Source organism: Acetivibrio mesophilus (assembly GCF_004102745.1).
Taxonomy (GTDB): Bacteria; Bacillota; Clostridia; order Acetivibrionales; family Acetivibrionaceae; genus Hungateiclostridium; species Hungateiclostridium mesophilum.
Genome location: NZ_RLII01000035.1, coordinates 1 through 23592, shown reverse-complemented (window position 1 = coordinate 23592; position 23592 = coordinate 1). Strand labels below are relative to the sequence as shown.

The window sequence follows — 23592 nt, the reverse complement described above, 5'->3', positions numbered from 1 at the left end:
ATTGACCTGCTTTTTATTGCTTTTTTTCCGGTAGTATTATGCGTATAGAATTTTATTTTGCTGTTTTCACTGGTATTAAGAGAATTTTAATTTGCTTTTTATTCCGATTTTAAAGTGCTGAACTACAACATGGGTCAGTCGGTCAAATCCATCATAGCTGTATAGTTTATTTAATTGACCTTCTTTCTCTCTTATGAGATTTCCTCTTTCATCATACTCATATTCTGTTGTTAATCCATTCTTAATTTTTTGGATTAATCTATTGCAATTATCATATTCATATTGCTCCCATATGTCTCCGAATTCCCTCTTAAGTCTATTGCCGTTGGCATCATAGGTAAATCTCTCTTTAATCTGGCCTGGGTATATTACCTCCTCCAGGCGGTTTAGTGTATCGTAGCTGTAGGCTGTGACTTTGTCATTTTCCTCCTTCAGTATCTGATTGCCGTTTCCGTCATAGGCATACCTGTACATAAACATTTCTTTGCCTGACGGGTCTATATTTAGAAGTCTTGTCCAATACCCCTTGAAGGTATGGTTATATCTCTCCTTGTTAAATAGAAATTCCCCGATACTACGTTTATAGGGTCTCCTGCAAACGTGTTCGGACAGTTTGCACTTCCGGGGCCTAAAAGTTTATGCCATAATGAATAGCCTGCTTTTATAGCTGATGAGAGACCACCGGAAAGTATTGCTGAGGCAACTCGGCTTTTAAAGCTTGCAGTCTTCATCTTTCTCGCTTTGGACGCAGCCTTATTGTCTGCATCTATCAATCGATCTCTTGCCATTATGAGGTCTTTTGACATTGTGTCGAATCCGTCGGCTATCTTTTTTGCCGATGCTTGAGCCTTCGATGCCTTATCATCTATTCCTTCTCTGCTTCTAAGCTCCCAGTCAATGGATCGTGCTATTTTTTTACGTCCTGTGCTATATCCTCAAACTTGTCAGATAATTGTTTTATCCTGCCAGCTATCCTTGCCATCTCTTCAGGTGTTATTTTTATCTGCATATCTAATTTCAGCCCCCTACTTACAAAACTGATTTAACGTTAATTATGGTAATTATACCATTAGTTACTTTGGAATTCAATAAAGTTTCTCTGTTGGGTATGTTTAACTTATAATAATCCCATCCTACTGATTATTTTGATAAAATGAACAAGATCTCTCGAAGACGCTCCGAAAGCTTTTAGTTGGTAAATACAACACATTGGTTAACTATATAAAACATTGGTAATGCTTACTTTTTCCATTCATCCATCAACAATCTCTGCAATGTATAAAGAAACTTAGTCACCAAAGCTCAGTGGAATAAATGGAATAATCCTATTCAAAAATATCCTTTTATGCCGCAAAAGCCCCTGATAACCAAGTTAGACAGCCTTTATCTTAATATACATCCTTTTTTCTTTGAAGAACTTTCACGGAAAGAACATAGATTTTTTAATACTTCTTTATATATTCCTCCCAAGTATCAGGATAAAGCTTTTTTATTTGTTCAAGAGTAGACTTGTTAATTTCCGTATCCCAATAATTTACACCCTGCCGAGCAAATTCCTCAACTATCTCCATTTTTATTCTGTATTCTTCTGAGTCTAAAGGACAGACCCAACGCCTTAGTATATCTACCGGAAATAATTCTTGGATAGTGTCTCCTTCATAAACCATCCAAGGATAATAAGGATCTGTTACCTTCGCTTTCTTATCTACTATCAAATAATGTGCATATTCCAATCCTTCCAATGTTGCATTTTGACCCGCTGACAATGCTTTAATTGCGGCTGTCGCTCCACTCTTCGTTTTATAGTTGATATCAGCTCCTGCTTCTACCAAAGCCTTTGTCTTTTCAATACCACACCGTATTGTTCTCATGAGTGGGCTAGTTCCCGGTTCAATAATTCTATCTCCACCATAATTTATGTTTGGATCTGCATTGTATTTTAGTAAGAGCTTCACAAACTTAGGGTCCTTTTTGGCATAATTATCTACCCAAGAGAATCCTGCTGCTAAATAAAGTGGAGTCTTTCCATCAACTGTTGAAGCAATATTAGGATCAGCCCCACATTTTAATAGAGCTTCTGCGGATTTGTACTTCTCCATCCCAACTGCCCATAATAGTAAAGTTGCTCCATATTTGGATTCCTGGTAATTTAACAAATCGGGATTTTCTTTTGCTATTTTTTCAATTGTACGGGTTTTTTGACCCTTAACAGCTAGTGCCAATTCCCATACAGGAGTATCTTTGAAGATTTTTACATTCGTTATTCTGTATTCTCCCTCTTCCGTTAATATATTGAACTGACATGAAGATAATAAAGCTGGAAAAGTCATTATAATAGCAATTAGTATAACAAGGATTATCTTCTTACTCATTATCTATTTTCCCTCCCATTCTTCTATTGCTTCTATCGTTGCTTTCATCGAATGATTTTTTACCGAATTTATTGTATCTATAGTAGGATTCCCTGTATCCCCCAAATGCTGCGTAGGTAAGTAAACCACTTTATCTATTGGTATTGATATAAGTCCAAAAATATTATTCAAAATTTCATCTTCCACAATATATGCAGTCATCTCCGCATCATAATCCGATTTTTTTAAATCATACGCTTTTAAGAACACTGTTCCAGGATTGAATAGCATTGCATTCTTATTGGTAGCTACTGCATTTGCAACAGCTTCAGCGCCACCCTTCGAATGTCCAACAAATGTTACATTGGCACCCGGATTTTTTTGATATTGTGCCTCTTTTATCGGATTGTTAGCAATATAGGCATTCCTCTGTCACCATTGAATATTTTTTCTCTCCAGTCTTATTTGTCCGATAATTGATTTGTGCTGCTAACTATCCTTGCCATGTCTTCAGGCATTATTTTTATCTGCATATCTAACTTCAGTCCCCTACTTGCAAACTAGTTTAATATTAATTATGGTAATTATACCATTAGTTACTTTTGAGTTCAATTAAATTTGTCCCTCTAATTTTCTACATACTCCCAATTACTCTCCAACATAAAATCATGTTATCTTGCTCGATGATGATGTAAAAGAGACTGGCAAGCAAATTCCCTTTTATTTAGGAAAATGTTTGCCAGTCTCTTGATTGCAAATAAGCAAATATTATATACATTAATTTTTATATTTACTCTCTTTTTCCTGTTATTCTATAAAAGCTAACACCATTAACCCCATAGAGATATTTTGCTGTAAGTGGAGCAGGATCACTTGTAAAAGTACCTCTTCACATTGGAAATCAATAATATTAGGCAATAAAAATATCACGAGACACTCATTCTCGGTATGATTGAGTTGCTAACAACAATAAATACAGAGGAAAGGATTCATGCTATGAAAATTAGAACACAAGACTATCAAATTGATATGAAGATTTAATCCTCAAGACTGCCAAAAAAGAATTAATACCTGCATCGCATATACCGTTTGATACTTTAGTTCTGTTCACCATCCCCTTTGATTTCTACCAAAGAAATAGAGTATGATGTCATTGCGACTGCAAAGAAAATACCAAAAATGCATTTCCTTTATAACGGTACAATGCAGCCATTAACATAGAGATAGGTATGTTTCTTAATGCTATTGAACAGGACAAAACAATTTTGCCTTTAGGTATTATTAGGGAGAATAATTGTCTTATCAGATGTAAGGAAGCCCTTGTAATACTTTTTAGCAGTGGCTTGTGAGTTTTCTTAGATTTTTCATTGCTATATTTTTATACAAATATTTCCATAACAGCAATCAAGGCATTTACTTTTTTGCTTTGTTGCTTCAGGATAATATCCATCTAGGACCCTTCTGTACTCCTCTATATAGCTGCAAACTTTATCTTTATCTTCTTCTGTCACGCAAACTTCCACCAGCCTGTTTTCTTCTCTGCAATACACTAAAAATCCTTTTTGGACTTGCGCTCCAAAATTCTCCTCAATCATTATTGCGTACATGACAAGCTGATTCTTATAAGTCTTGAAGAGTCTTTCATCGTATGTAGCAAATTTATAATCAAGAGGTGCCATTGTTCCATCAATAAGCGTGTGAACTTCGTCTGCACTTCCTCGTATTCCATACTTTTCAGAAACCAAGTTTACCCCTATCATTTTACCGGTGGAGCCAATTTTCTTCGGCAGGTAATTCTTATTCTGCTCCCCTCTCTTCTTATGTATTTCTCTTCCCATCATAACTTTAAAACGCTTCTCTTCATTCTGGCCAATTCCAAGGCATTTCATATAATAAATAAATCTCTTGCAATAAAGGAACTCAATCATGTCCGAAGGTGTGATATAGCATTGATTCTCGTTAAAAAAACTTTGAGATGATTTCATCAGTTACCAACTCCTTATCAAATGCTTGTCCCAACAAACCTGCCTTATTGAGCTCAGCCTTGCTCATTGTAAACACATAAACCGAATCATTGTCCTTGTTTATCATGCTGTCAAGCTCCAATTTTAGCTCATCAAACTTATTGCTCTCAAGGTCACCAAGAAATACGCTTTTTTGCACACGATAAAGTCCAACATTTTTGCACTTCTTTATGATTTTATTTCTGGTCTTATTGGACACAATATCATAAATTACCCAGGTCAACATTGTATATCCTCCTTCAGTATCCGATTTGCAATTTGATGGCAATCGTACTGAATAATGTTGGCAAATTCTATCCTTCTTCCCCTGTAATTCATTTTAACTTCCAACTCTTTGTTATACTCCGATATGAGCAATTGCTTTCCTTCTTTATTAAGATAATAAGCATCTTCAACCATGTCAAAGAAATCATCCTGAACTTTCTTTGTGCTAAACAGCCGGAAAACTATTTCATCCATATACCCCCTGTACATTTCAACCATATCATATACAAGAGCCTTTTTATTGTAATTGTCGGTATGCATAATACCTATATATGGGTCCAACCCTGCAATTATACAGCCTTTTTCAACACTGGAATATGACACACCGTAAGCATAGTTGAGCATACAATTGAATGGATCCTTTGCGGGATTTCTACTTCTAACTTCAAAAGCATATTTTTCGGGCATCAGCTTGCCAAGAGCTTCAAAATATGCTCTTCCGGCAGTTCCTTCATAGCCAAGGAGCGTATTTCTTACATTGTTTACTGTTTCATCTTTTTTAATTGACATAATGTTATATTTTTGATTCTCAATCCTTTGCAAAGCATCTTTTATTATTGCACGTTTTTCTTCGTCTCTGCGGTTAACTTCCAATTTTTTCAACAATCTTATTTGATTGTCCATCTTTTCAATAATCCACTCTTTTACAAGTCGAAGTCCAAATGGGCTATCCTGAAGGAATAACTGCTTTCTTCTAATTGTGCTGATGCTTCCAAGTTTGGAGTGCCATACACGCCCCATTGGCTGTCCCGAGCTTTTTAGAAATATGATGTCAATATTGTATTCAAGGGCTAGCTCAATTGCATCAGTTGTAAGGGCAGCATGGGTAGTAATCATTATTTGGTCGACTTTGGCCGCGGCTATTTCTCGTTTTTCATTCTCGCTCTGAATTTGAAAGCATTCTCCCCTTTTGCAAAGGTAAAGTCCGGGTGTGTTTAGAATCAGCTTCATTTTGCACCTCCTTGTAAGGTTAGTTATTATCTTCTTCAATGCCTCATCAACGAGTTTGGGCGTCGAATTGAGGTAGGTTTAGAGTCTTGTTTTTTATTGGAATTTCCTCTTCAACTCGCAAAATACGTCCAGAAAGTTCTAACACATCATGTTTCAATCCTTGTTTTACTGGAAGTCCCTCTTCAACGGATTATCAGCATTGGGAGGGGTATTATGCTAACCCGTTTCAATCCTTGTTTTACTGGAAGTCCCTCTTCAACCAGCAACAATAAGCCCCGTAAAGTAATCAATTCCCAGTTTCAATCCTTGTTTTACTGGAAGTCCCTCTTCAACAACATCAATCTTCATCCTCCCTATCTGCGCCTTTCAGTTTCAATCCTTGTTTTACTGGAAGTCCCTCTTCAACTGACAAGAGACGAAACAAAGGCAATATTGGCAATTCGTTTCAATCCTTGTTTTACTGGAAGTCCCTCTTCAACCCTCAGGATGATGAATACCTGGTTATATTGGAATCAAGTTTCAATCCTTGTTTTACTGGAAGTCCCTCTTCAACTATTTTTTTATTTTGCCAAAATTGAAAGTTAATTTTGTTTCAATCCTTGTTTTACTGGAAGTCCCTCTTCAACCAAGATCTCCCCAGGCAAAAGCTGAAGCTGAACGGTGTTTCAATCCTTGTTTTACTGGAAGTCCCTCTTCAACGCTTTGTTGGTAGTATTGATGAATTTGAAGATTTGGTGTTTCAATCCTTGTTTTACTGGAAGTCCCTCTTCAACATGACAACAGTTTGGGGAGGATTGTTGGATGGATATAAGTTTCAATCCTTGTTTTACTGGAAGTCCCTCTTCAACAATTCCAGAAGTCTGCAATAGAGGTTTTCACTTCTGGTTTCAATCCTTGTTTTACTGGAAGTCCCTCTTCAACCTTTGGACAGTAGATTTACTGTTCCTTGGTTTATAATGTTTCAATCCTTGTTTTACTGGAAGTCCCTCTTCAACCATCATATCGGATTTTATCTTCCTTAACTCTTTGTTGTTTCAATCCTTGTTTTACTGGAAGTCCCTCTTCAACCAGGCAGTTCAAGAACTTTCAGGACTTGACACGGATAGTTTCAATCCTTGTTTTACTGGAAGTCCCTCTTCAACCTGGTGGAATGATTTAAATGAAGAAGAAAAGGATGTTAGTTTCAATCCTTGTTTTACTGGAAGTCCCTCTTCAACCTGAGCACCGCAAAAAAGAGTTAAACCAAACTCCTGTTTCAATCCTTGTTTTACTGGAAGTCCCTCTTCAACGTCCGGAAGATGATATCCCTCAAATTTCAAGCTTTACAAGACTTTTTTGACTGAACTTTTTTATACTTCTTTCATCAAAAAACATCGAAATTTTATCATTTTTTATGCAATTTTTCGTTATCAACATAGACTTACACCCCTGTATCTCCAATGCTTTAGAGGCCATTAATACAGATCGCCCAATAATTCTTCATCCACATTTTGTAAATATTGCTTGTAATCTCAATTAAAACATATCATAATCAAGTTCTATTTTCAATACTTTATTTGCTTTCAGTCCATATTAATTCCTGTTTATATCTTTACAAACTCACGTTCAGCAAACAGTTCTTCTTTATTTATCCCTTATATAGAACACATCAAATTCATGTAGTCTTCAACTGTTTTTTGAACTCCTTGTATTTTTGCTTATCAATAAATTCATAGTTTTGTGATAAGCGTACTAAATAATATTCACAATTTTACTTCCAACTCTTTGTTATACTCCGATATTGGCAGTTGTTCTCCTTCTTTATTAAGATAATACGTTTCTTCAACTCTGTCAAAAGTCATTCTATACTTTCTTTGTATGAATAGACAAAAAACTATTTCATACATATAGCCTCTATTCAACCATATCATATACAAGGCCATTTATGTTCAGTATAGACATAAAGCATACTAACGTACCTCTAAAAGTTTTCCATAGCCTACATTTGTTTTTGAGCCAATCCCTAAATCTAAAAGGATTCTTTTAAAAACATCCTTCTTTTTATTTTTATCTATTTTACCATCCATATCTGTCAATTTAAACCGAAATTCTAGTTGGATGCCAGATGCAATCTTTAAAAACTTAATTGGAGTTGGATTTTTTAGTTCTTCTTTGTGAGGTGTAATATAGTCTTCTGTTAAAATTTGCTTGTCTACATTCTCTTTAACTGATATTACCGCATCATAAAAAACATCTCTATTGTAAACTGACATCCTTCTTCCGTCCTTAACGCCTTCAAATATATTCAACTCCAACTCTTCAACATCCACACTTATTCCAACTTCATTTAGTATATCTTTAATATATTCCTTTCTACTTTCCGCATCTTCACCCTCATATTGTGAGGGAAAAGCACTTCTTAATACTCCCTTTACCGAAGAAGCTGGAATTATAGGCAAACCAGTTGTATAGTCAAATTCCATGCCAAGTTTAAAAGCATCATCCGCACTAACATCATGATTATATCCGCTACCTATCAAAAGTCCGGGATATGTAGTTTTAAATTTTAATTCAATTATTTCATCCCGTAACTTATTATATATATGTTTGTTTGCGTGTATATCTTCTTGTTTCATTTTCCATCCGATCAGTTTTTGATTTGACTTTTCTATACATTTCCCATATCTCTCTTGAGATTCGTTAACACCCACACCTTTCTCTTGTTCATTCCAAACAAAAATCGTTTCCCTGTTTTCATTCAAGAAATAATCTTTATAAAACAGTAATCCCAGATTCCCTCTATACATTTCCATTATTCCTCACCCATGCTTTCTTCATTAAATTCAAAAACCCTCATAGCCATTTTCAAAGCTGTAGCAGCATCCATTATCTTTTCTTTTAAAAGTAAATCTTTATCTTTATTCTTTCTCACATATTCAAATAAGGAATCCTCTTCATTTTCCTGTCCATCCTTAATAAGATCCAATATAGCTAACATTAGGTTACTTCTGTTTTTCTTCTTCTCAGAGTTCTTGTTCTCATAAAACGCCGTTGCTGTTAACAAACCACTCTGTCTAATGCTCATTCCAAAAGAAGCTATGTAACCCTCCATTTCCTTTGGTATCTTGCCTTGCTCTGAAAACTTCTCACTTATTATATCTACTGCTCTATCCATCATTTCTTCAACTCTTCTTCGACTCATCAATATCACCTACCTTTGTAATAAAAGCATAACCAAAACCAATTGAAGCGTTTGCACCAATTTGGATGGGCTTTTCTTTTGTTTTTTCAATAACATTTTTAAATTGAGTTTGATACTTTTCGCCTGCTAGAACAACATAGTAAAATCTTGACTCTCTCGGCACAACCTCTTCGTACCACAAATTCTTACTCTCTCCGTTAGTAAGTTTGTTTCTCGCAATAATAGGAAGATATTTCACAAACTCCTTAAAATCATTATCAGAAAAAACAGCTATATTTTCTCCAAGATACCTTTCAATTTCTTTTATCTTCGAAAAATCAAATCCCTTTGCAGCAATATAATCTTCAAGTATAACACCCTCTTGGGTATCCAGCACAACTGGCGAATTATCTTCAACTTCATTTGCTTTTTCAATAAAACCTTCGAAAAGCTCTTTATCCGAAAAAGAAATATTGAAATTATTAATAGTGTCTAAAAACTCACGAATTATATATCCACAAGTAGCTCTGTAAAAAGGTTTTTTATTACTTCTCACAGGTATACTTAAAAGATTTGCATTAAAAAATTTATATTGTCCTTCTGAAAAGCTTTCATTACTTGAATCACTTTCCGAACCAAAAATATACTTCACTATTTCATCACTTTCACCTGAGTAGTTGAAATATTCTCTCAAAGCTCCTTTAAGGCTTGAAGAATAAATCACAGGATATGATGTTACAACATCTCGCTGAACTTTCTTATCAACAATATCATATGTAATATCTCCACTACCAACATGCATATTAGTTTTCGCATCAATTATGTACAAACCCATAATACATCAAACCCTCCTTAAATATAGTAATTATAGCCAATTTGCTTTAACCCTTTATACTCATCTATTTTTGATTTTAAAGCCTCTGGCTTGTCCGTATATAGTACAGAACCTTTTTTAATCATGGTATATTTATTTGATATATTTTTCTTACTATAAGTATAATTCCCAGACCGATAGTTAAAATTTCTGAAATCTTCCGTCATAATTATATTGAAAACACAATAATTATGAATGTCCTCTTCAAAAAATGTATCGCTGATTAGTATAATCTTATCGTAGCAATCCTTTTTCTCTTCCTTTTCTTTATTCAAAACAGAGTTTCTTAAACAATTAGGAAATTCACACACTTGAGGATCGCTTTTATCATCAACACATTCAAGTTCTAGTTTAAAGGTTGAACCCTCTCCACCAAGAGTTGCAAATAAATTACTGCTCTCATCCAATTTTTCCTTCAATGTAACATAAAATGCAAAATAATAGTCATTATTAAGCCGATAGAAAGTCTGTTTATAATAATCATCTTCTTGTTTCATACCTTTCTTCTGTATCCGTATACCAATTTTCTCTACTTCTTGAAAAACATCTCCAACTGTTATGATTTCACCGTTAGCAACGTTTAATAAACCTTCGCTTAACCCTTTTTTAGGTTCATAATTTTCTAGTAGAAATATCGAATCGCCAAAGTTGGTCTTTCCATCCTCTCGAATAAGTCTATAAGGTTTATAGACCCTTTTTTCACTGTTAGACTTATTATGCGAAACACAAACACCATCTGACATCGTAGAATGATGATTTCCTTCATTATTTTCGCTCGAAGGTTTATTCAAAATAGAACTATCATCTAATGGCACAGACACATACATTTCATCCTTCTTCATTATAAACACGGGAGATAAGTTTTCTATAACACCAAAGCTTTGTTTTTCCTTCCTTCCCCCAAAAGAAAAACTTCTCTCACCAATTAGTTTTTTCATATCTGCTATATCATGCTGTGTATAATCCTTTGGATTTTCCTTAAACATATTTTTATTTTTTAGCAATTGTTTTCTAATCATGCCTAGCAAAGAAGTCTGCTGAGGAAATAAATTTGAAGTTACAAGGTAATTTTTTCTCTTATCCTGCCTTCCACTGGTCCCCTTCCCTTCTTCATCACTCTTGACCTCTCCACCGCTTGAAAAAGTGATCTCACCACCAAAAAAGAACATATCTAAAGGCTTCAATTTAATAAGATATTCATACATCATACTCACCACTTTCCTGCATAAATTTGATGAAACTTAAGTATGATTCTACAGTTTTAAATCTAATTGCTTTCTCAGTATCATCTTTTCTAGAACTGTATACCCCATATACCAAATCAATAATTTTCTTTATATATTCGTCACTCTTTTTATGTATATCATGATTAAACACGTTTATAAATAAATTGTCTAACTTTTTCCTGTCTGTCCCAATCTTATTAATTATAATTCTATATTTTGTTAAGCTATACTGCACAGACGATAAAATTCTGCTTTTTTCTTCCTCTATGCTTATGTTGCTTAGAATATCATCAGTCTGTTCAAAAATTCTTGCTTTTTCGCCTGTTTGATCCTTACTCTTTTTAATGCTATACTTTAAAATGTCAGTAAATATGCCCGCTTCAACAGAATTATTCCTAAATGTTAGACCAAATTCTTGTCCGCTATGTTTTAGAACCTTTATTGCCGTAGCATTTTTTTCTTTTTTCTGCCCATCTACTGTTATACAATATTTTTTTGCTTTGTCAAAAAGCAGACTTTTTGCTCGTCCCAACGCCTCATAAAGAGGATATTTATAATAAGTTATGGAAACTCCATATGACATTGATGGTATAGGTCCTTCTGACTCATATCTATTTATATATTCCTTAAATATTTCATTAAAACAATCATTGATTTTATTAATCAAGTCAATAAATGTTTCTCCTTTTTCATTCTTTATAGGTGCAAAAAATAATAAATCATCTCCTCCAGCATAAACAGGAACTCCATTGTAATTTTCAATTGCATCACAAGCACCCATAGAAAAATAAGAAAGTCTTTTGGAAAATTCCTCAAATTCTTCAGTAGTATTAATATCCTTCATGATGCGTGTAACACTATCCCCATCTGATTGAATAATACAAATATACTTATGATATTTCATTAATTTTTTCTTTATTTTATGTTCCTCTATATATTTACTAAGCTTAGTGTAAAAATTGCCAGATTGAATAAACTTATTGCTTTCATTAGCGTCTATATTAAATTCCTTGATTGCGATTTCTGGAACCGAAATAAATCTCCTGCTATCTTCATTCTTTAAAAGAATACAACCTCTATTTGTATTTTTTTTATTAGAAAAAGCATCTATAAAGAGTGGAATATTATCTATATTGTCTTTTATATTGTCATTTTTAAATAAAGAAGTCACATAGTTGTGTTCTTCAATGCTAATATATTTTTGCCTTAATTCAAGACTATCTAAACATTCTGTCATAATAGTAAATACTTTCTCATCTGCCCTTATGTGTTTTTCTACATAGTAAATTTGGAAATATTGATTAATATAATCTTTTATTTTAGCATCATCAGAATAGTTCCTTGAGAGAAGTTCTAATACTTCTTCCGTTGCTTCTTTCACTTTCTCCAAATCGCCTTCTTGACTTTCAAATATACACCTATCATGGAAAATACCTATATGAGAGTAACTTTCTTTTTCCTTCTTAAATAACTCACCATCAACATACGGAGTTATAAACTGTCTTTTGGGTTCTAAATCATATATCCTCTTCATTATTTCTTTAATTATATACGAAAAAATATAACTACATCCCCACAGTTGACCAGCATCGCGAGCTCCGCACATTGTTTTATAAATAGGTCCGACTGTTATTCCTATATAAGTTTTCATCTCCATAATTTACATCACCTCCTTATAATTTAATGAACCTATTTTTGCTTTAACAAAATCACATAAATCAAATTCATCTTTAGTTGGTGTTCTAATAGTTAAAAAATCCGGATCAACGCTATCTTGGTGTTTTTCTCCATTCTTTTTTATCGTTTTACCTAATTTAAATGAAAATTCGCGATTATACATTTCGTTAGGTATGTTTTTTATTATTAAGTATATATTGTTCTCAAATACTTTAAATTGAATTGGGGATTTAAAACGCTCAACAGCCTTCTCATTATCACATATTTCTATATTTATCTTTTCGTCCGCTACCTTCGTTTTATACTCAAAATGTTCTGCAAGTCCAAGCATTGCTCTTACATAACGATATGTACAATTACTCAGATTACTTATTTTATAACGTTCACTATCACCTTCTAACGAATTATAAATTTCCTCAAACTCGTCTCTTAATTTGCTTTTTATCATTGCCTTTTCTGATTTAATATTCTTTTCATTCATATAAAAAAATAGCTTCGATTTCTCATACCTCCTAGTATACGGGTTGTTAACACCAGCTTTTAGCAAATTGTAGTCTTTGTTAATTTCTTCTAATACATTTCTGCCATTTTTTACCTCCTTGTGGTAAACTATAGTGTCGCTACTTAGCTTTAATATTCTTTCATATTCATCTTTACTTATTGACAATGTTGTAAAGGAACCGAAACCTTTACTTTGGCGTGTTCCAAAATTTTCAATAACCAATACATATGGTAACATATCCCTGATTAATTCAGCCAACTCTCTATTATAACTGAATATTTTTACTTTAATGTCTTTAAGCAGCATCACTCCGCTCTTATTATCACCAAAATATGGAGTTCTTTTACTGTCTCCGTTTTTTAAGTAAGTACTTGTAATAGATATCTTATATTTACTAGATATACAACTTTTAATAGGGAAATTATCTTCATTTATTACTCTCTGGTATCTTTCAAACAGCTCAGGGGCAACGTCATTTAATCTATTCATAATAAAACTATCAATTTTAGGTTTCAACTCTGTAGCCCTTATTGTAGCTCCCTGTTGCTTTGATTGAAAATGAATTAGTGGTGTATGTTGTTTAAGTTCTATTATATGACTATTCATATTACCCTCCCTCAATATACTATCATTTTCTTAATTTATCTATGTTTTTTGCAGAATTTCACTTTAGGTTATGCAAGTCCCTTATCCATAAATAATAATTAAGATGGAATAAAGAAAAATAAGTATTCCAATAATGCTAAATAGAAATTTCGAACCATTAAGTATTTTTTTTCTTAAACAATATCTAATAGCTAATAATAGGAAAATAAAGCCAGGCGAAAGAATATAAAATAGCTGAAGTAAAACATATGGATGTATGATTAATTCATAGAAAGATTTTTCACTTAAGCCCCTAAAATTATCCATACTAAAAAATCCCGTAAAAAAAGATGGTACAGCAAATAAACTCGTAATAATTGTTATAATAGCTAATAATGCATTTGTATTTTCCTCTCGGCTTCTTTTTTCTCTTTCTTCTTCAAGCAATACATATTGATGCAGTCCATCAATTTCACCTTCTAAGTCCTTTATATCCCTATCAATTCTGCAAAATTGCACAATTTTATCGTACAGCTCTATTCCCTGCTCTTGAGCAGTAACCTCTCTGAAATATATTTTATTGATAAAATTTATATAATCTTTACGAAGATTCTGAATATCATCTATTGAATTTTGATTAAAATTCCCTTCTGTGATTTCAGTAACCCTATTTGAAAAACTTAGTATAGATGCTCTTTGTGCTAATACAAGGCAAACCATTTCATAGTACATTGTTTGTAGATGGCTTAAAAGAAATTGATTATCTTTACAAAGTTCTGTAGTAAGTAAAACAAAAGAATATCTCGATATACCATATAAGGTGCCATAGTTAATCCATCTAGTATAAGTATGCTCTTTTAAAAGTTCTTCGGTCATTTCATAATCTTCGCACCCCTTATCTTTACCATCTACAAAAATAAACTTATACCAGAAGTCATCACTTAAATAATTATATTTTCTTTCCCCTTTCTCATTAATTTTGAATGAGTTAATATAAATTTGATCTTCCTCAGGTCGGTACTTCATCCTTGGACTACCATACCAACAAATCGTAAACATCCTATCATCAATAATTGGTGTTATCTCTATCTTTTCAGTTTCTTCACCGGAACTACTACATCTGCAATTAAACATCTCATTTCCTAAAAGATTTATAATTATTCTAGAAATATAATCTCTATACCTATTTACTTCTGAAATGTTATCATATATTGAGAAATCATCTTCAGATCCGTCCATAAATTTTATCTGTAATTTGTCTGCCAAAAATTTGCTTTTTACAGCTTTCGTGGCAGGAGATTCTTCACTTAAAAATTGCGGATAAACCCTTCTTCCATATTCGTTGATCTTTAGAATATCGTCTTCGTTTCCATCTTTCTTATTACACAAATGAAATGAAATAATACCAACACCAGTTGCATACATCTTAAGCGTTATTTGTTCAATTTCTAGTTCATATTCTTCTACAACTTCTTCTTCATGTTCTTTATCCTTTACGGCAATCACATATTTATCCAGCTTTTCTTTATACGTATAGTTTAGAACAGTTTGCTTATCCTCATCCTCATAAGTGTAAATAGCCTTACGAACATTATCATAAAAATACCTATACTGGTTATAATCTAAACTCGACTCAATCTTAAGTACTTTCAGTTGCCATTTTTTAGAATCTATATCCTTTCTAATATCTCTTATATTTGTAATAACCTTCCCGTTCTTTCTACATTCAAAAGGCAACATAAATATGTGATAACTATTGATTGAGTTTTCCTTTAATTTCATTTACAACCTCCTCTACATCTTTATTTTCCAATCCCTTTACAACAATCCCCATATAACCGTCATTTCTCCCACCATAATAAGTATTATTTTTATATATTTTTCTAAAATGCTCGCCTACCTTTCTAGCATTGTTGCCATAATAGCATACCTCATCTGGCGAATAAACGATTAATCTATCATAAGGATATAATCTGTCAACAATGGGTGAAAACTTATTTGTCAGTGAACGAACTATTATCAATCCATTTTCATCTTTCATATTTTCAATAATTGATCTTTCCGCCAATTCTTCTTCCTCTTCTGTGACTCCCTGACATCTTCTATCCCGTCTACGTATTTCCTTGATCTCATCATCGGTTGCCCCCATCCTTCTCATTCCTTCAATATAATCTTTATCATTTGCAGCAATCAATTTTTGTTTTCTTGTTAATTCAATGTTTAATAAGTCGGCAATTTGTTCTATAGAAGATTTATTATTGCTATTTTCATTATGATGATCAATTTCCTTATAAATCCCATCAATTTCAATGTCTTTTATAAGTTCTATACCTACAAAAACAATTTGATCCTTTTCTTTTATGCTATTAATCGCATCTTTATAATTGCTCAATTTAGCTCCCCATCCTAGATTATTATCTAAAAAAGGGATTCCTTTTTTCTGTAATATATTTTTTATTTCTTGCATTTCAAGGTCATATCCGCCAAGCAAAAAATAGTATTTCACTTCTAAACCAATCCTTTTTGATATACTAATATACTAAACTACTCCCATCATAATAGATAAATTGATGTATTAAAGAAATAAACTTATTTAAACATCAGAGCTAACTATTGTATTTTTTATTATTATGTAATTATTAAAACAATTCAATATTTATGTTACAATACTCATACTCTTATGTCAACATTTTACTGCAAAAATATTTATCTTTTTATTTTATTCCCATATTTATTTACTACTTATTTAATGGTATAATTATTTAGTATCCATTATAATAAGGTTTGAAATTTATTTTGTAACTATTATGTGTTCCACTAAAACAAGGATTACACAAAACCCCCGCCAACCCTTGCCACCGTACCAAATCCCCTTGCCACCGACTTACCCAGCCCCAGGTGGTCCGGTATTATAAAATTGGTCATAAACCCTCCTTTAAACCCTATCATCTTCCTATCCTTATAATTCACCTCAACCGGGCTCAGCTTAATAAGCACCTCAATAGGCTTGTCCACCCAATAGCCCAGACCTTTTGCCATAGACAGTATATTCCCCGTAAGAACCTTCTTTAAAATATCCGTCCTCTCATCCAACCCCGAGTTTGCAAACCTTTCGTAATTCTCCTGATTCAGTGCCAACCATGGCGTCAAAAATTTATATTCAATCATTCCTTCAGTTGTCCCAAGCTCCTTAGTCTTTAACACATAACCCTTTTCCAAAATGCTCATGACCTTGTCCTTCATGTCAATTTCCTTTACATCATAGAAAATATCTATCAATATCTTTGAAGCTTCATTGATCGCAATAATATTCGGCACTCCACCTATGGACTTATATTGAATTACCGGATAACCATAGTTAAATTTGTCCCCTCCCAGATGGTTGTGAAGCTCAAGATATTGGGGAAATCTCCCGGCCAAATAACCCCTTATCTTCGGTACATCCCTGCTTTCAACCTTATTACCTTCCAATCTCACCGTTAGCATCTTAATATCCAAGCCAATTCCCCCATTAAAAAAAGTAGTCTTTTTCCAAGTCCCTCATAAAGCCCGTATCTTCATCATAGGTGTTAAAAACCATTTCCCTGCTTATAAAAGTAATATCCTTTTCATCAATATCAACCTGTTTTCTTACCGCAAACTCCGGAAGGCTCAGCACATACATATATAAATCTTTTTTATGCTTATTGAGCTCCCTCTTACGTTCAAATCTATCCTTCATTTGCTTTATCCTCTGATACATCTGCCAAGTTTTTGTTGCCTCATCATCTATTTCAACAAATACATCCACCGTCTCAAATTCCTGACGTATAAGCTCAAATCCCCCGGAATTCTTGTCGTCCTTCCCGCCTTCAAAAGCCTCCCTGTAGCGAAGCTCCTTTATGCAATCCAGCAATTTTGCGCTTTCGTCACTTCCATGGCTTTTTAAACCTCTGTAATATTTTTCTGCCAGGCTAAAAATCTCTTTTTCCTCAACCATTTCAAGACCCGAAAGGGCGTTTTTCGTCTCCTCCATCAATACATTATCGTAGATATATGCTGCATAGGGCCTATCGTGATGATTCTCATTTACCAGATTTACCAGCGTGACAATTCCCTTTTTCTCACCCCATTCGCGATTGCACCTTCCTGCCGTCTGATTGATGCTGTCCATTGGACCGAAATCCCTATAAACCCGGTCAATATCAATATCCACACCAGCCTCGATCATCTGAGTTGATACAATTATCTTCCGGTTTTTGCTCATTTTTATCTTCTTTATTCTCTCAAGCCGCTCTTTGGGAATAATATTGGTGGACAGATAATAAATCTCCACCCTGTCGCCAAACTCCTCTTTTATAAATGAATATATCTCGACAGAAGTCCTAATGGTGTTCATCACTATAAGAAAGTCATCCTCTTCATAGCGGTAGATGTCATCCAAAAGCAATGCCTTGTATTCGTCAATTGTCATCTTCTCCGCCAACCGTCCCGCATCAATGGTTATGCGGCTAAACTCTTCAAAATATTTCCTTTTATCCTTCGCCAGCTCATATATTTCCTTATTTTCTTCCGAGAAAATCAACGGCATGGTAGCAGTCATAAAAATGAAATGACAGCTTAAATACTTTGCCATGGCACTAAAGGTTTCCCGCACCAGATTCCAATACCTGTGGGGTATACTCTGAACCTCATCCAATATTATTATAGAATTAACAATGTTGTGAAACTTTTTAAGCTTTCTGTTCCTGTTTGTAAATATGGAATGCAAAAGCTGCACAAAGGTGCTCACAACTATTTCCGAATCCCAAGACTCCACAAGATGCTCAGAAACTGCATCGCTGTAGATCTCCCTTTCTCCTTCCCTTTCCCATTGATAAACCCTCTCCGATAAATAATGATGCTTTAAAAGCACATTGGACTCGGTGGTGCCTAAGACCCTCTGAAAAACGTCAAAGTTCTGCTCGATAATCGAAGTAAATGGGAGAACATAAATAATTCGTGGGTTATAACCCTTCTCCTCACTTATCCTCTCCTTCAATCGCAAAGCAGCTTTAAGTGCTGTAAGCGTTTTTCCGGAACCGGTAGGAAGATTAATAGATAATATCTTCTCCTCAAGCCGAAGGTTTTCAACACTGCTTAAAACATTTTCATATGCCTTATCTCTCCACTCAGCCATCCGAATATTCTTTATTTCAAGACCTTCTTTGAATTTATCAACACAATCCGACGATATCTTGGGTCTTTTGGTGCTTTTTTCGATAAAGTCTTCAATATTCATATTTTCGCTGTTATATATCGCCTCGAGCTTATCGGAAAAAATCAATAGGGAAAATAAATAATCAATCAATAAAAAAGCTTCAAACCCCATCAATTCTTTTAACTTCTTTCTGACTTTTCTTGAAGTAAGATAATCAATGTCTTCCTTGAACTCATCAACTGTATAATCCAATATGTCAAAATCAATTCCGAGCCCTGTAATGACTTCCTGCAACTTGCCTCTATCAATGCTTTCAAACTGCTGCATCAAAAGTGTTATGTTCTTTTCTTCTCCGCTTAATACAGAAATATATTTTGTAAAATCATCAAGCTCACCGTGGTGCTTCGAAACCACTATATAAGACAAAAAAGCAAGGCTCTCATCCTTCATAACTGTGTTTACAATTTTGAAGGATAAAACCCCTGACAAAAGACCGTGTCTCTTCTTTTCATCATTTTTTTGCATGTTCTTATCCACACTTCTTATGTAATCTTGAAAATATGATGTAGCTTTGCCAAGATCATGGGTAAGTAAATTCAACCTGTTTAATTGGCGGACTTCATCATGGGAAAAACTATTAAATCCGGTCTTTCTCTGCATCAGAATACTGTCCCCAATTAAAAACACATTTCTTAAATGATCCAAAAGTAGCTTTCCCGGGTGCGAAAGCAACATTGCCCCACCTCTTATATAATCATAATATTTTCACCTATTCCTTCAATTCTAATGTAGGAATCTATCTTTGCCCTGATTTTATTGCTGTTTCTTTCAAACAATACCTCTCTATACTCCTTCACATTTCTGCCTTCATCCATTTCCACCGGTATGGTTTCCGTAAAATACTCCCTGTCATCTTCGTATTCCACATCACCTTTTTTAAGTGACTCCAAAGGCAAAACACTCGAAAATTCTACGACCTCTTTATTTCCATTCACTTCATGCCCTTCAAATTCACCTGCAAAAGTATAATTTGCAAGGTTTTCACTAAGCCCCATACTGATTGTATAAACCGTGCTGTGGTCATTGAGGAGCTCTTTAAGCCTTTCGTAAATTTGATTATTTGCATGCGTGAAGTAAATCCTGTAGCATGCATCCTTCAAGAACTCAACCTTTATCTGAGTTCGTTCATGTATTATATTCATTGATTTTTTTGTGTTAATTAAATTTTCACTGATTCTAACCTTTTTTATCGGACTCTTTATTCCAATTGCAATTTTGGCTTGGTCCTTTGTAAAATGCTTCTGGTATTCTTCTTTTCCAAATCCCAGCATGGCCGCAATTATTCCTGAGACAGCAGTTCTGGTTGGAATTGAATATGTAAGGGGAGACGTTGTGGTATAAGGTTTTTTGAAGTGACCGTAACAGGCACGAATATCAAAAACCAGATATTTTTCAGCCATTTATCTCCCTCTCTCTAAAAAGTTTTTTCCTGAAACTGTATTTCTTTTATATCCTTCAAATCAAATCCCTGACCTTTATATGACAGCTTCAAATTTCTGTCTGCGACAAACACAACTTTTTCAATTTTATCGCTGTACTGTGCCAGCTCATCTATAAGCTCATCCAAATTAATTGAATAGTCCTTGATTGTCCTGATTTTTTCTTCTTCCATGTCAAAATTAAGAGCTATCTTATTTTGCAAATCTCCTATAAAGAAATTTTGTCCTTCCTTATATACCACCCTAAGCATAATTCTCGGCATATGCCCCATTTTAGAACGGGTAATTAGATTCTTTGTACCGTTCCACATTGCCTCATCCAGCAAATCCACATCTTCATCGGTAAGTCTGGTCTCCTTTGCTGCATTTTCGTTTATTATTCCGTGAAAAGCAATCATGGAATAAGGCACAATGTATTCCTCTCTAAATGTCTTCTGGGCTTTTCCCTCTCCCGATGCAAATGCACCGGTACCTTTTATATGCTTTAAGTTGACTTTATTCAATGACCTACCCATGTTAAACTGTACCGGTCCGGTAAAAGTTATTGATGCCTTATCCAAGGGAATTACTCCCCCAAACAACCTTATATCTATGGCCTTTTCCAGAATTTCATCCAAATTCTCTTTAAAGTCCTTTGCCCTGGCTTTACCATCCTTTATTCCACCCTTTTCGGATTCAATCTCTCTTACAAATATATCCTTTCCATCGGAGCCGTCATACCCCTTATAGTTGTATAAATAATCTCTTACGGTTCTTTTAAGCCTTACATCCGTTACAATATTAATCCCTGTTTCCTCATCAATTCGAGGCTTGTTCTCATCCAAGGGATCCCCGTTGGGGTTTGCATCTGTGACATCATATAAAAATAATATCTCCTGCCTGTTTTTAATCATTATTCTTCATCCTCTCCGCTCTTCTTTTCTTCATTAAAATGTCTTGCAAGTGACATTCCAAGCACAAAGTAGAAACTGATTTCATCATTGGAGATACCCTTTTCGGCTTTCTCTCCCAACATGTACATGCCAATAAGATATTCTAGCTCTTTATAATAATTCTTATTATACTCATTTAATTTATTAATGGCTTCGGTATATATTCTTTTTATTATGTTTTTATCCAATTTCAGACCGTTGAGCCTACTGTAGAAGGGCTTACTCCCTCTCTCCTTATACTGTATGTTTAACAACTTTTCAGTCAGTACTCCAGTCAAAAACACTGCCCTCTTATAATCTGAACTGAAAAGATCCTTCTGACTTTCATTTTCAAAAAAGTCCAGATATTTTTTATTCTTCTCGGTCTTTTCAACCATTATTTTCTGCACCCCTCTCCCTTTATCACTTAGCAAATTAAGTTTATCAATGAACATAATGCTCATTAGCGCTTGGAGTACAAGAGAGTCCACATATTCCTCCCTTGTAAAGGCAACCCTTATCTTCGAAATCATTCTGTCCAAAAGAAATTTGAAATTTATCTTCTTATATGTAAACACATTGTTTAAAATCTCAAGAAAGCTCTTGTCGAAGTTACCTTCCATCCTATTATTCGGGAAAAAGGTCCTTATTTTATCAAAGCCAAACTTCAAGTCATAGGTTGTTTTATCTTTACCCGGAAGATTTTTAAATAACTCTACCTCATCTACCCGGTCTTTTACTCTTAATATGTTCTTTACCTTACTCGGAACAATATCTTCTATGTAAAGCAGTATTCTAAATACACTTCCCGACTGCTCTTCTTTAAAAATAAGCATATTGTAATTAAGATAATTTTTACTGTCTTTCATTATTTCGAGGAAATCTTTCTCACTTCCAAGAAGGTTTTGCTTTGTCGATTCACTGGTAGAAAAATTCGTATTCTTTTCAAATTCCTCAAGAGCCTCTATAAATTCCGCTTCATCATATGCATCCCTTATCACTGCTTTAGGGATTACAAAATAATTAAAACCTGAAAACCTCGATGTTAGGTTTTCCCTAATGTATTTCTTGCCCTGCTCCAGCTTCTGGGCACAACTGGCACATACAGGATAGTTCTTCCATGCGTTTTCCTGCTTGAAGCCACCGCTCACAAACCCAATTTTATCAACGGTATAGGAATTATATGTATTGACGAACCCAAAGACTTCGCTTTCATTCTTACAATAGTAGCAGATACCTTTACCCTTTGACGTTTTACCGTACTTGCTGTAATACTGCTCATCTAAAATTCTGGCAAGATGATTTCTTATCAACTGGAAATCACCCATATATTTTTCATTATTGTTATCAAATATTGTGACGGTAATAATAAAGGATTCGCCTTTTTTCAATGGAGTGGATTTGACTTTTTCAGTGATATCGTTTTCAATGTCTTCATGATTTAAAGATATGTATCCGTAAATATTATTAAATATCTTTTGTTCGTCATCATTTTGATTTGTAGTTTTTAAGACATCATTAAATGATATCGTTATCTTGTTTAGAGTTTTTATTGGATCTGTATACTTTGACGTAGGTGTTATATCACCGCCTCTTGCACTCCCCTTTTTATATGCGTACTTATTTATTTTCCCTAATGAAAATTCTTCATACTCAATGCCACGGTAGGTTACATTATCTTTTGCAAAATCAAATGCAATCTTTAAGACATGATTGTAATTGCCTTTGTCATTAGGGTTCTCAATAACTTGAAGATACTCTTCAGTGTCAGTGCCTCTGTTATTGATTACATACTGTCCCAACTGCAATACACCTGCAAGCAAGCAGTCACCCTCTTTCACAGCAGCAAAATTTTATATCACCATTGTATATTATATAATATGGGGTGTCAATATTTGTAACTTTTTTCGACAAAACTTGTTGTTTTGCAGCATTTTTTGACTGGTTTTACATTGTAGTTTGTGTTGTATTTGCAATATATTCGCAATTATTTCGTGCTATCTCCTGTTTTTGGAAGTCCTACTTCAACATACTAGGCTGGTGAATGCGGATGGCTAGGGTACATGTTTCAATCCTTGTTTTACTGGAAGTCCTACTTCAACTTCCCCTCAGAAAGAGTAGGGGGGAAACACATAATTCCGTTTCAATCCTTGTTTTACTGGAAGTCCTACTTCAACATTATGTCGTTGAACTCGAAAACACAGACGACATAGGTTTCAATCCTTGTTTTACTGGAAGTCCTACTTCAACTTATAGCACAAAATATAATGATACCAGAAATTAAGACAGACAAAACAGCAAAAATAAGTTAAAATGGAACTATGGAAAAGAGAAGACATTTTACACCTGAAGAAAAAGCAAAAATAGTAATCGAGGTCCTAAGGGAAGA

19 protein-coding genes, 1 pseudogene and 1 CRISPR repeat array are annotated in these 23592 nt (G+C 34.1%); all 20 genes and pseudogenes read right to left on the bottom strand.

All coding sequences use genetic code 11. From position 1 onward, the window contains the following. Positions 1–126: 126 nt before the first annotated feature. Positions 127–519: pseudogene (locus tag EFD62_RS15735) on the bottom strand (RHS repeat domain-containing protein); the annotation flags it as partial. Beyond that, entirely contained in the window at positions 504–806 is a 303-nt protein-coding gene (locus EFD62_RS15730) for a hypothetical protein (RefSeq protein ID WP_235832680.1), read from the bottom strand. The gene EFD62_RS15730 and the pseudogene EFD62_RS15735, both read right to left, overlap by 16 nt. A 636-nt stretch (positions 807–1442) precedes the next feature. Then, a complete protein-coding gene (locus tag EFD62_RS15725) occupies positions 1443–2372 on the bottom strand; it encodes an ankyrin repeat domain-containing protein (RefSeq protein WP_128706451.1) in 930 nt (309 codons plus the stop codon). Between the two features lie 3 nt (positions 2373–2375). Further along, positions 2376–2642, bottom strand: a complete 267-nt coding sequence (locus tag EFD62_RS15720) for a hypothetical protein (RefSeq protein ID WP_235832679.1) — start codon at positions 2640–2642, stop codon at positions 2376–2378. A 1079-nt stretch (positions 2643–3721) separates the two neighbouring features. Continuing rightward, positions 3722–4336, bottom strand: coding sequence for a CRISPR-associated protein Cas4 (gene cas4, locus EFD62_RS15710; protein ID WP_128706449.1), 615 nt, complete (start codon positions 4334–4336; stop codon positions 3722–3724). After that, a complete protein-coding gene (gene cas2 / locus EFD62_RS15705) occupies positions 4311–4601 on the bottom strand; it encodes a CRISPR-associated endonuclease Cas2 (RefSeq protein ID WP_128706448.1) in 291 nt (96 codons plus the stop codon). The genes cas4 and cas2 overlap by 26 nt, the downstream gene beginning before the upstream one ends. Continuing rightward, entirely contained in the window at positions 4595–5590 is a 996-nt protein-coding gene (gene cas1, locus EFD62_RS15700; RefSeq protein WP_128706447.1) for a CRISPR-associated endonuclease Cas1, read from the bottom strand. The genes cas2 and cas1 overlap by 7 nt, the downstream gene beginning before the upstream one ends. Before the next feature lie 150 nt (positions 5591–5740). Then, positions 5741–6879: direct repeats of the CRISPR family, unit length 37 nt; unit sequence GTTTCAATCCTTGTTTTACTGGAAGTCCCTCTTCAAC. A gap of 660 nt (positions 6880–7539) precedes the next feature. Further along, positions 7540–8382 (bottom strand): type III-B CRISPR module RAMP protein Cmr6, encoded by an 843-nt coding sequence (gene cmr6, locus EFD62_RS15695; RefSeq protein WP_235832678.1) that lies wholly within the window; start codon positions 8380–8382, stop codon positions 7540–7542. Continuing rightward, the gene (locus EFD62_RS15690) at positions 8382–8747 is read right to left on the bottom strand and encodes a type III-B CRISPR module-associated protein Cmr5 (protein WP_162302528.1); all 366 of its coding nucleotides are present in this window, start codon (positions 8745–8747) and stop codon (positions 8382–8384) included. Before EFD62_RS15690 ends, cmr6 begins: the two co-directional genes overlap by 1 nt. A 4-nt stretch (positions 8748–8751) precedes the next feature. Then, positions 8752–9585: a type III-B CRISPR module RAMP protein Cmr4 gene (gene cmr4, locus EFD62_RS15685; protein ID WP_128706445.1), complete on the bottom strand. Its 834-nt coding sequence runs from the start codon at positions 9583–9585 to the stop codon at positions 8752–8754. A gap of 17 nt (positions 9586–9602) precedes the next feature. After that, on the bottom strand, positions 9603–10832 hold the full coding sequence (locus EFD62_RS15680) for a type III-B CRISPR module-associated Cmr3 family protein (protein ID WP_128706444.1): 1230 nt from the start codon (positions 10830–10832) through the stop codon (positions 9603–9605). Beyond that, the gene (cas10, locus tag EFD62_RS15675; protein WP_128706443.1) at positions 10822–12507 is read right to left on the bottom strand and encodes a type III-B CRISPR-associated protein Cas10/Cmr2; all 1686 of its coding nucleotides are present in this window, start codon (positions 12505–12507) and stop codon (positions 10822–10824) included. Before cas10 ends, EFD62_RS15680 begins: the two co-directional genes overlap by 11 nt. A 3-nt stretch (positions 12508–12510) precedes the next feature. Continuing rightward, a complete protein-coding gene (locus EFD62_RS15670; protein ID WP_128706442.1) occupies positions 12511–13635 on the bottom strand; it encodes a hypothetical protein in 1125 nt (374 codons plus the stop codon). Between the two features lie 81 nt (positions 13636–13716). Next, on the bottom strand, positions 13717–15396 hold the full coding sequence (locus tag EFD62_RS15665; RefSeq protein ID WP_128706441.1) for a CorA family divalent cation transporter: 1680 nt from the start codon (positions 15394–15396) through the stop codon (positions 13717–13719). Beyond that, entirely contained in the window at positions 15368–16120 is a 753-nt protein-coding gene (locus EFD62_RS15660; protein WP_128706440.1) for a hypothetical protein, read from the bottom strand. Before EFD62_RS15660 ends, EFD62_RS15665 begins: the two co-directional genes overlap by 29 nt. 323 nt (positions 16121–16443) lie before the next feature. Next, the gene (locus tag EFD62_RS15655) at positions 16444–17112 is read right to left on the bottom strand and encodes a CRISPR-associated endonuclease Cas6 (protein ID WP_128706439.1); all 669 of its coding nucleotides are present in this window, start codon (positions 17110–17112) and stop codon (positions 16444–16446) included. A 13-nt stretch (positions 17113–17125) separates the two neighbouring features. Further along, the gene (gene cas3, locus EFD62_RS15650) at positions 17126–19528 is read right to left on the bottom strand and encodes a CRISPR-associated helicase Cas3' (RefSeq protein WP_128706438.1); all 2403 of its coding nucleotides are present in this window, start codon (positions 19526–19528) and stop codon (positions 17126–17128) included. Between the two features lie 11 nt (positions 19529–19539). Beyond that, the gene (gene cas5b / locus EFD62_RS15645; RefSeq protein ID WP_128706437.1) at positions 19540–20253 is read right to left on the bottom strand and encodes a type I-B CRISPR-associated protein Cas5b; all 714 of its coding nucleotides are present in this window, start codon (positions 20251–20253) and stop codon (positions 19540–19542) included. Positions 20254–20267: 14 nt separating this feature from the next. Continuing rightward, complete coding sequence (cas7b, locus tag EFD62_RS15640) at positions 20268–21185, bottom strand: type I-B CRISPR-associated protein Cas7/Csh2 (RefSeq protein ID WP_069193124.1); 918 nt, start codon at positions 21183–21185, stop codon at positions 20268–20270. Continuing rightward, on the bottom strand, positions 21185–23026 hold the full coding sequence (locus tag EFD62_RS15635; protein ID WP_069193123.1) for a TIGR02556 family CRISPR-associated protein: 1842 nt from the start codon (positions 23024–23026) through the stop codon (positions 21185–21187). Before EFD62_RS15635 ends, cas7b begins: the two co-directional genes overlap by 1 nt. Between the last annotated feature and the right edge of the window lie 566 nt (positions 23027–23592).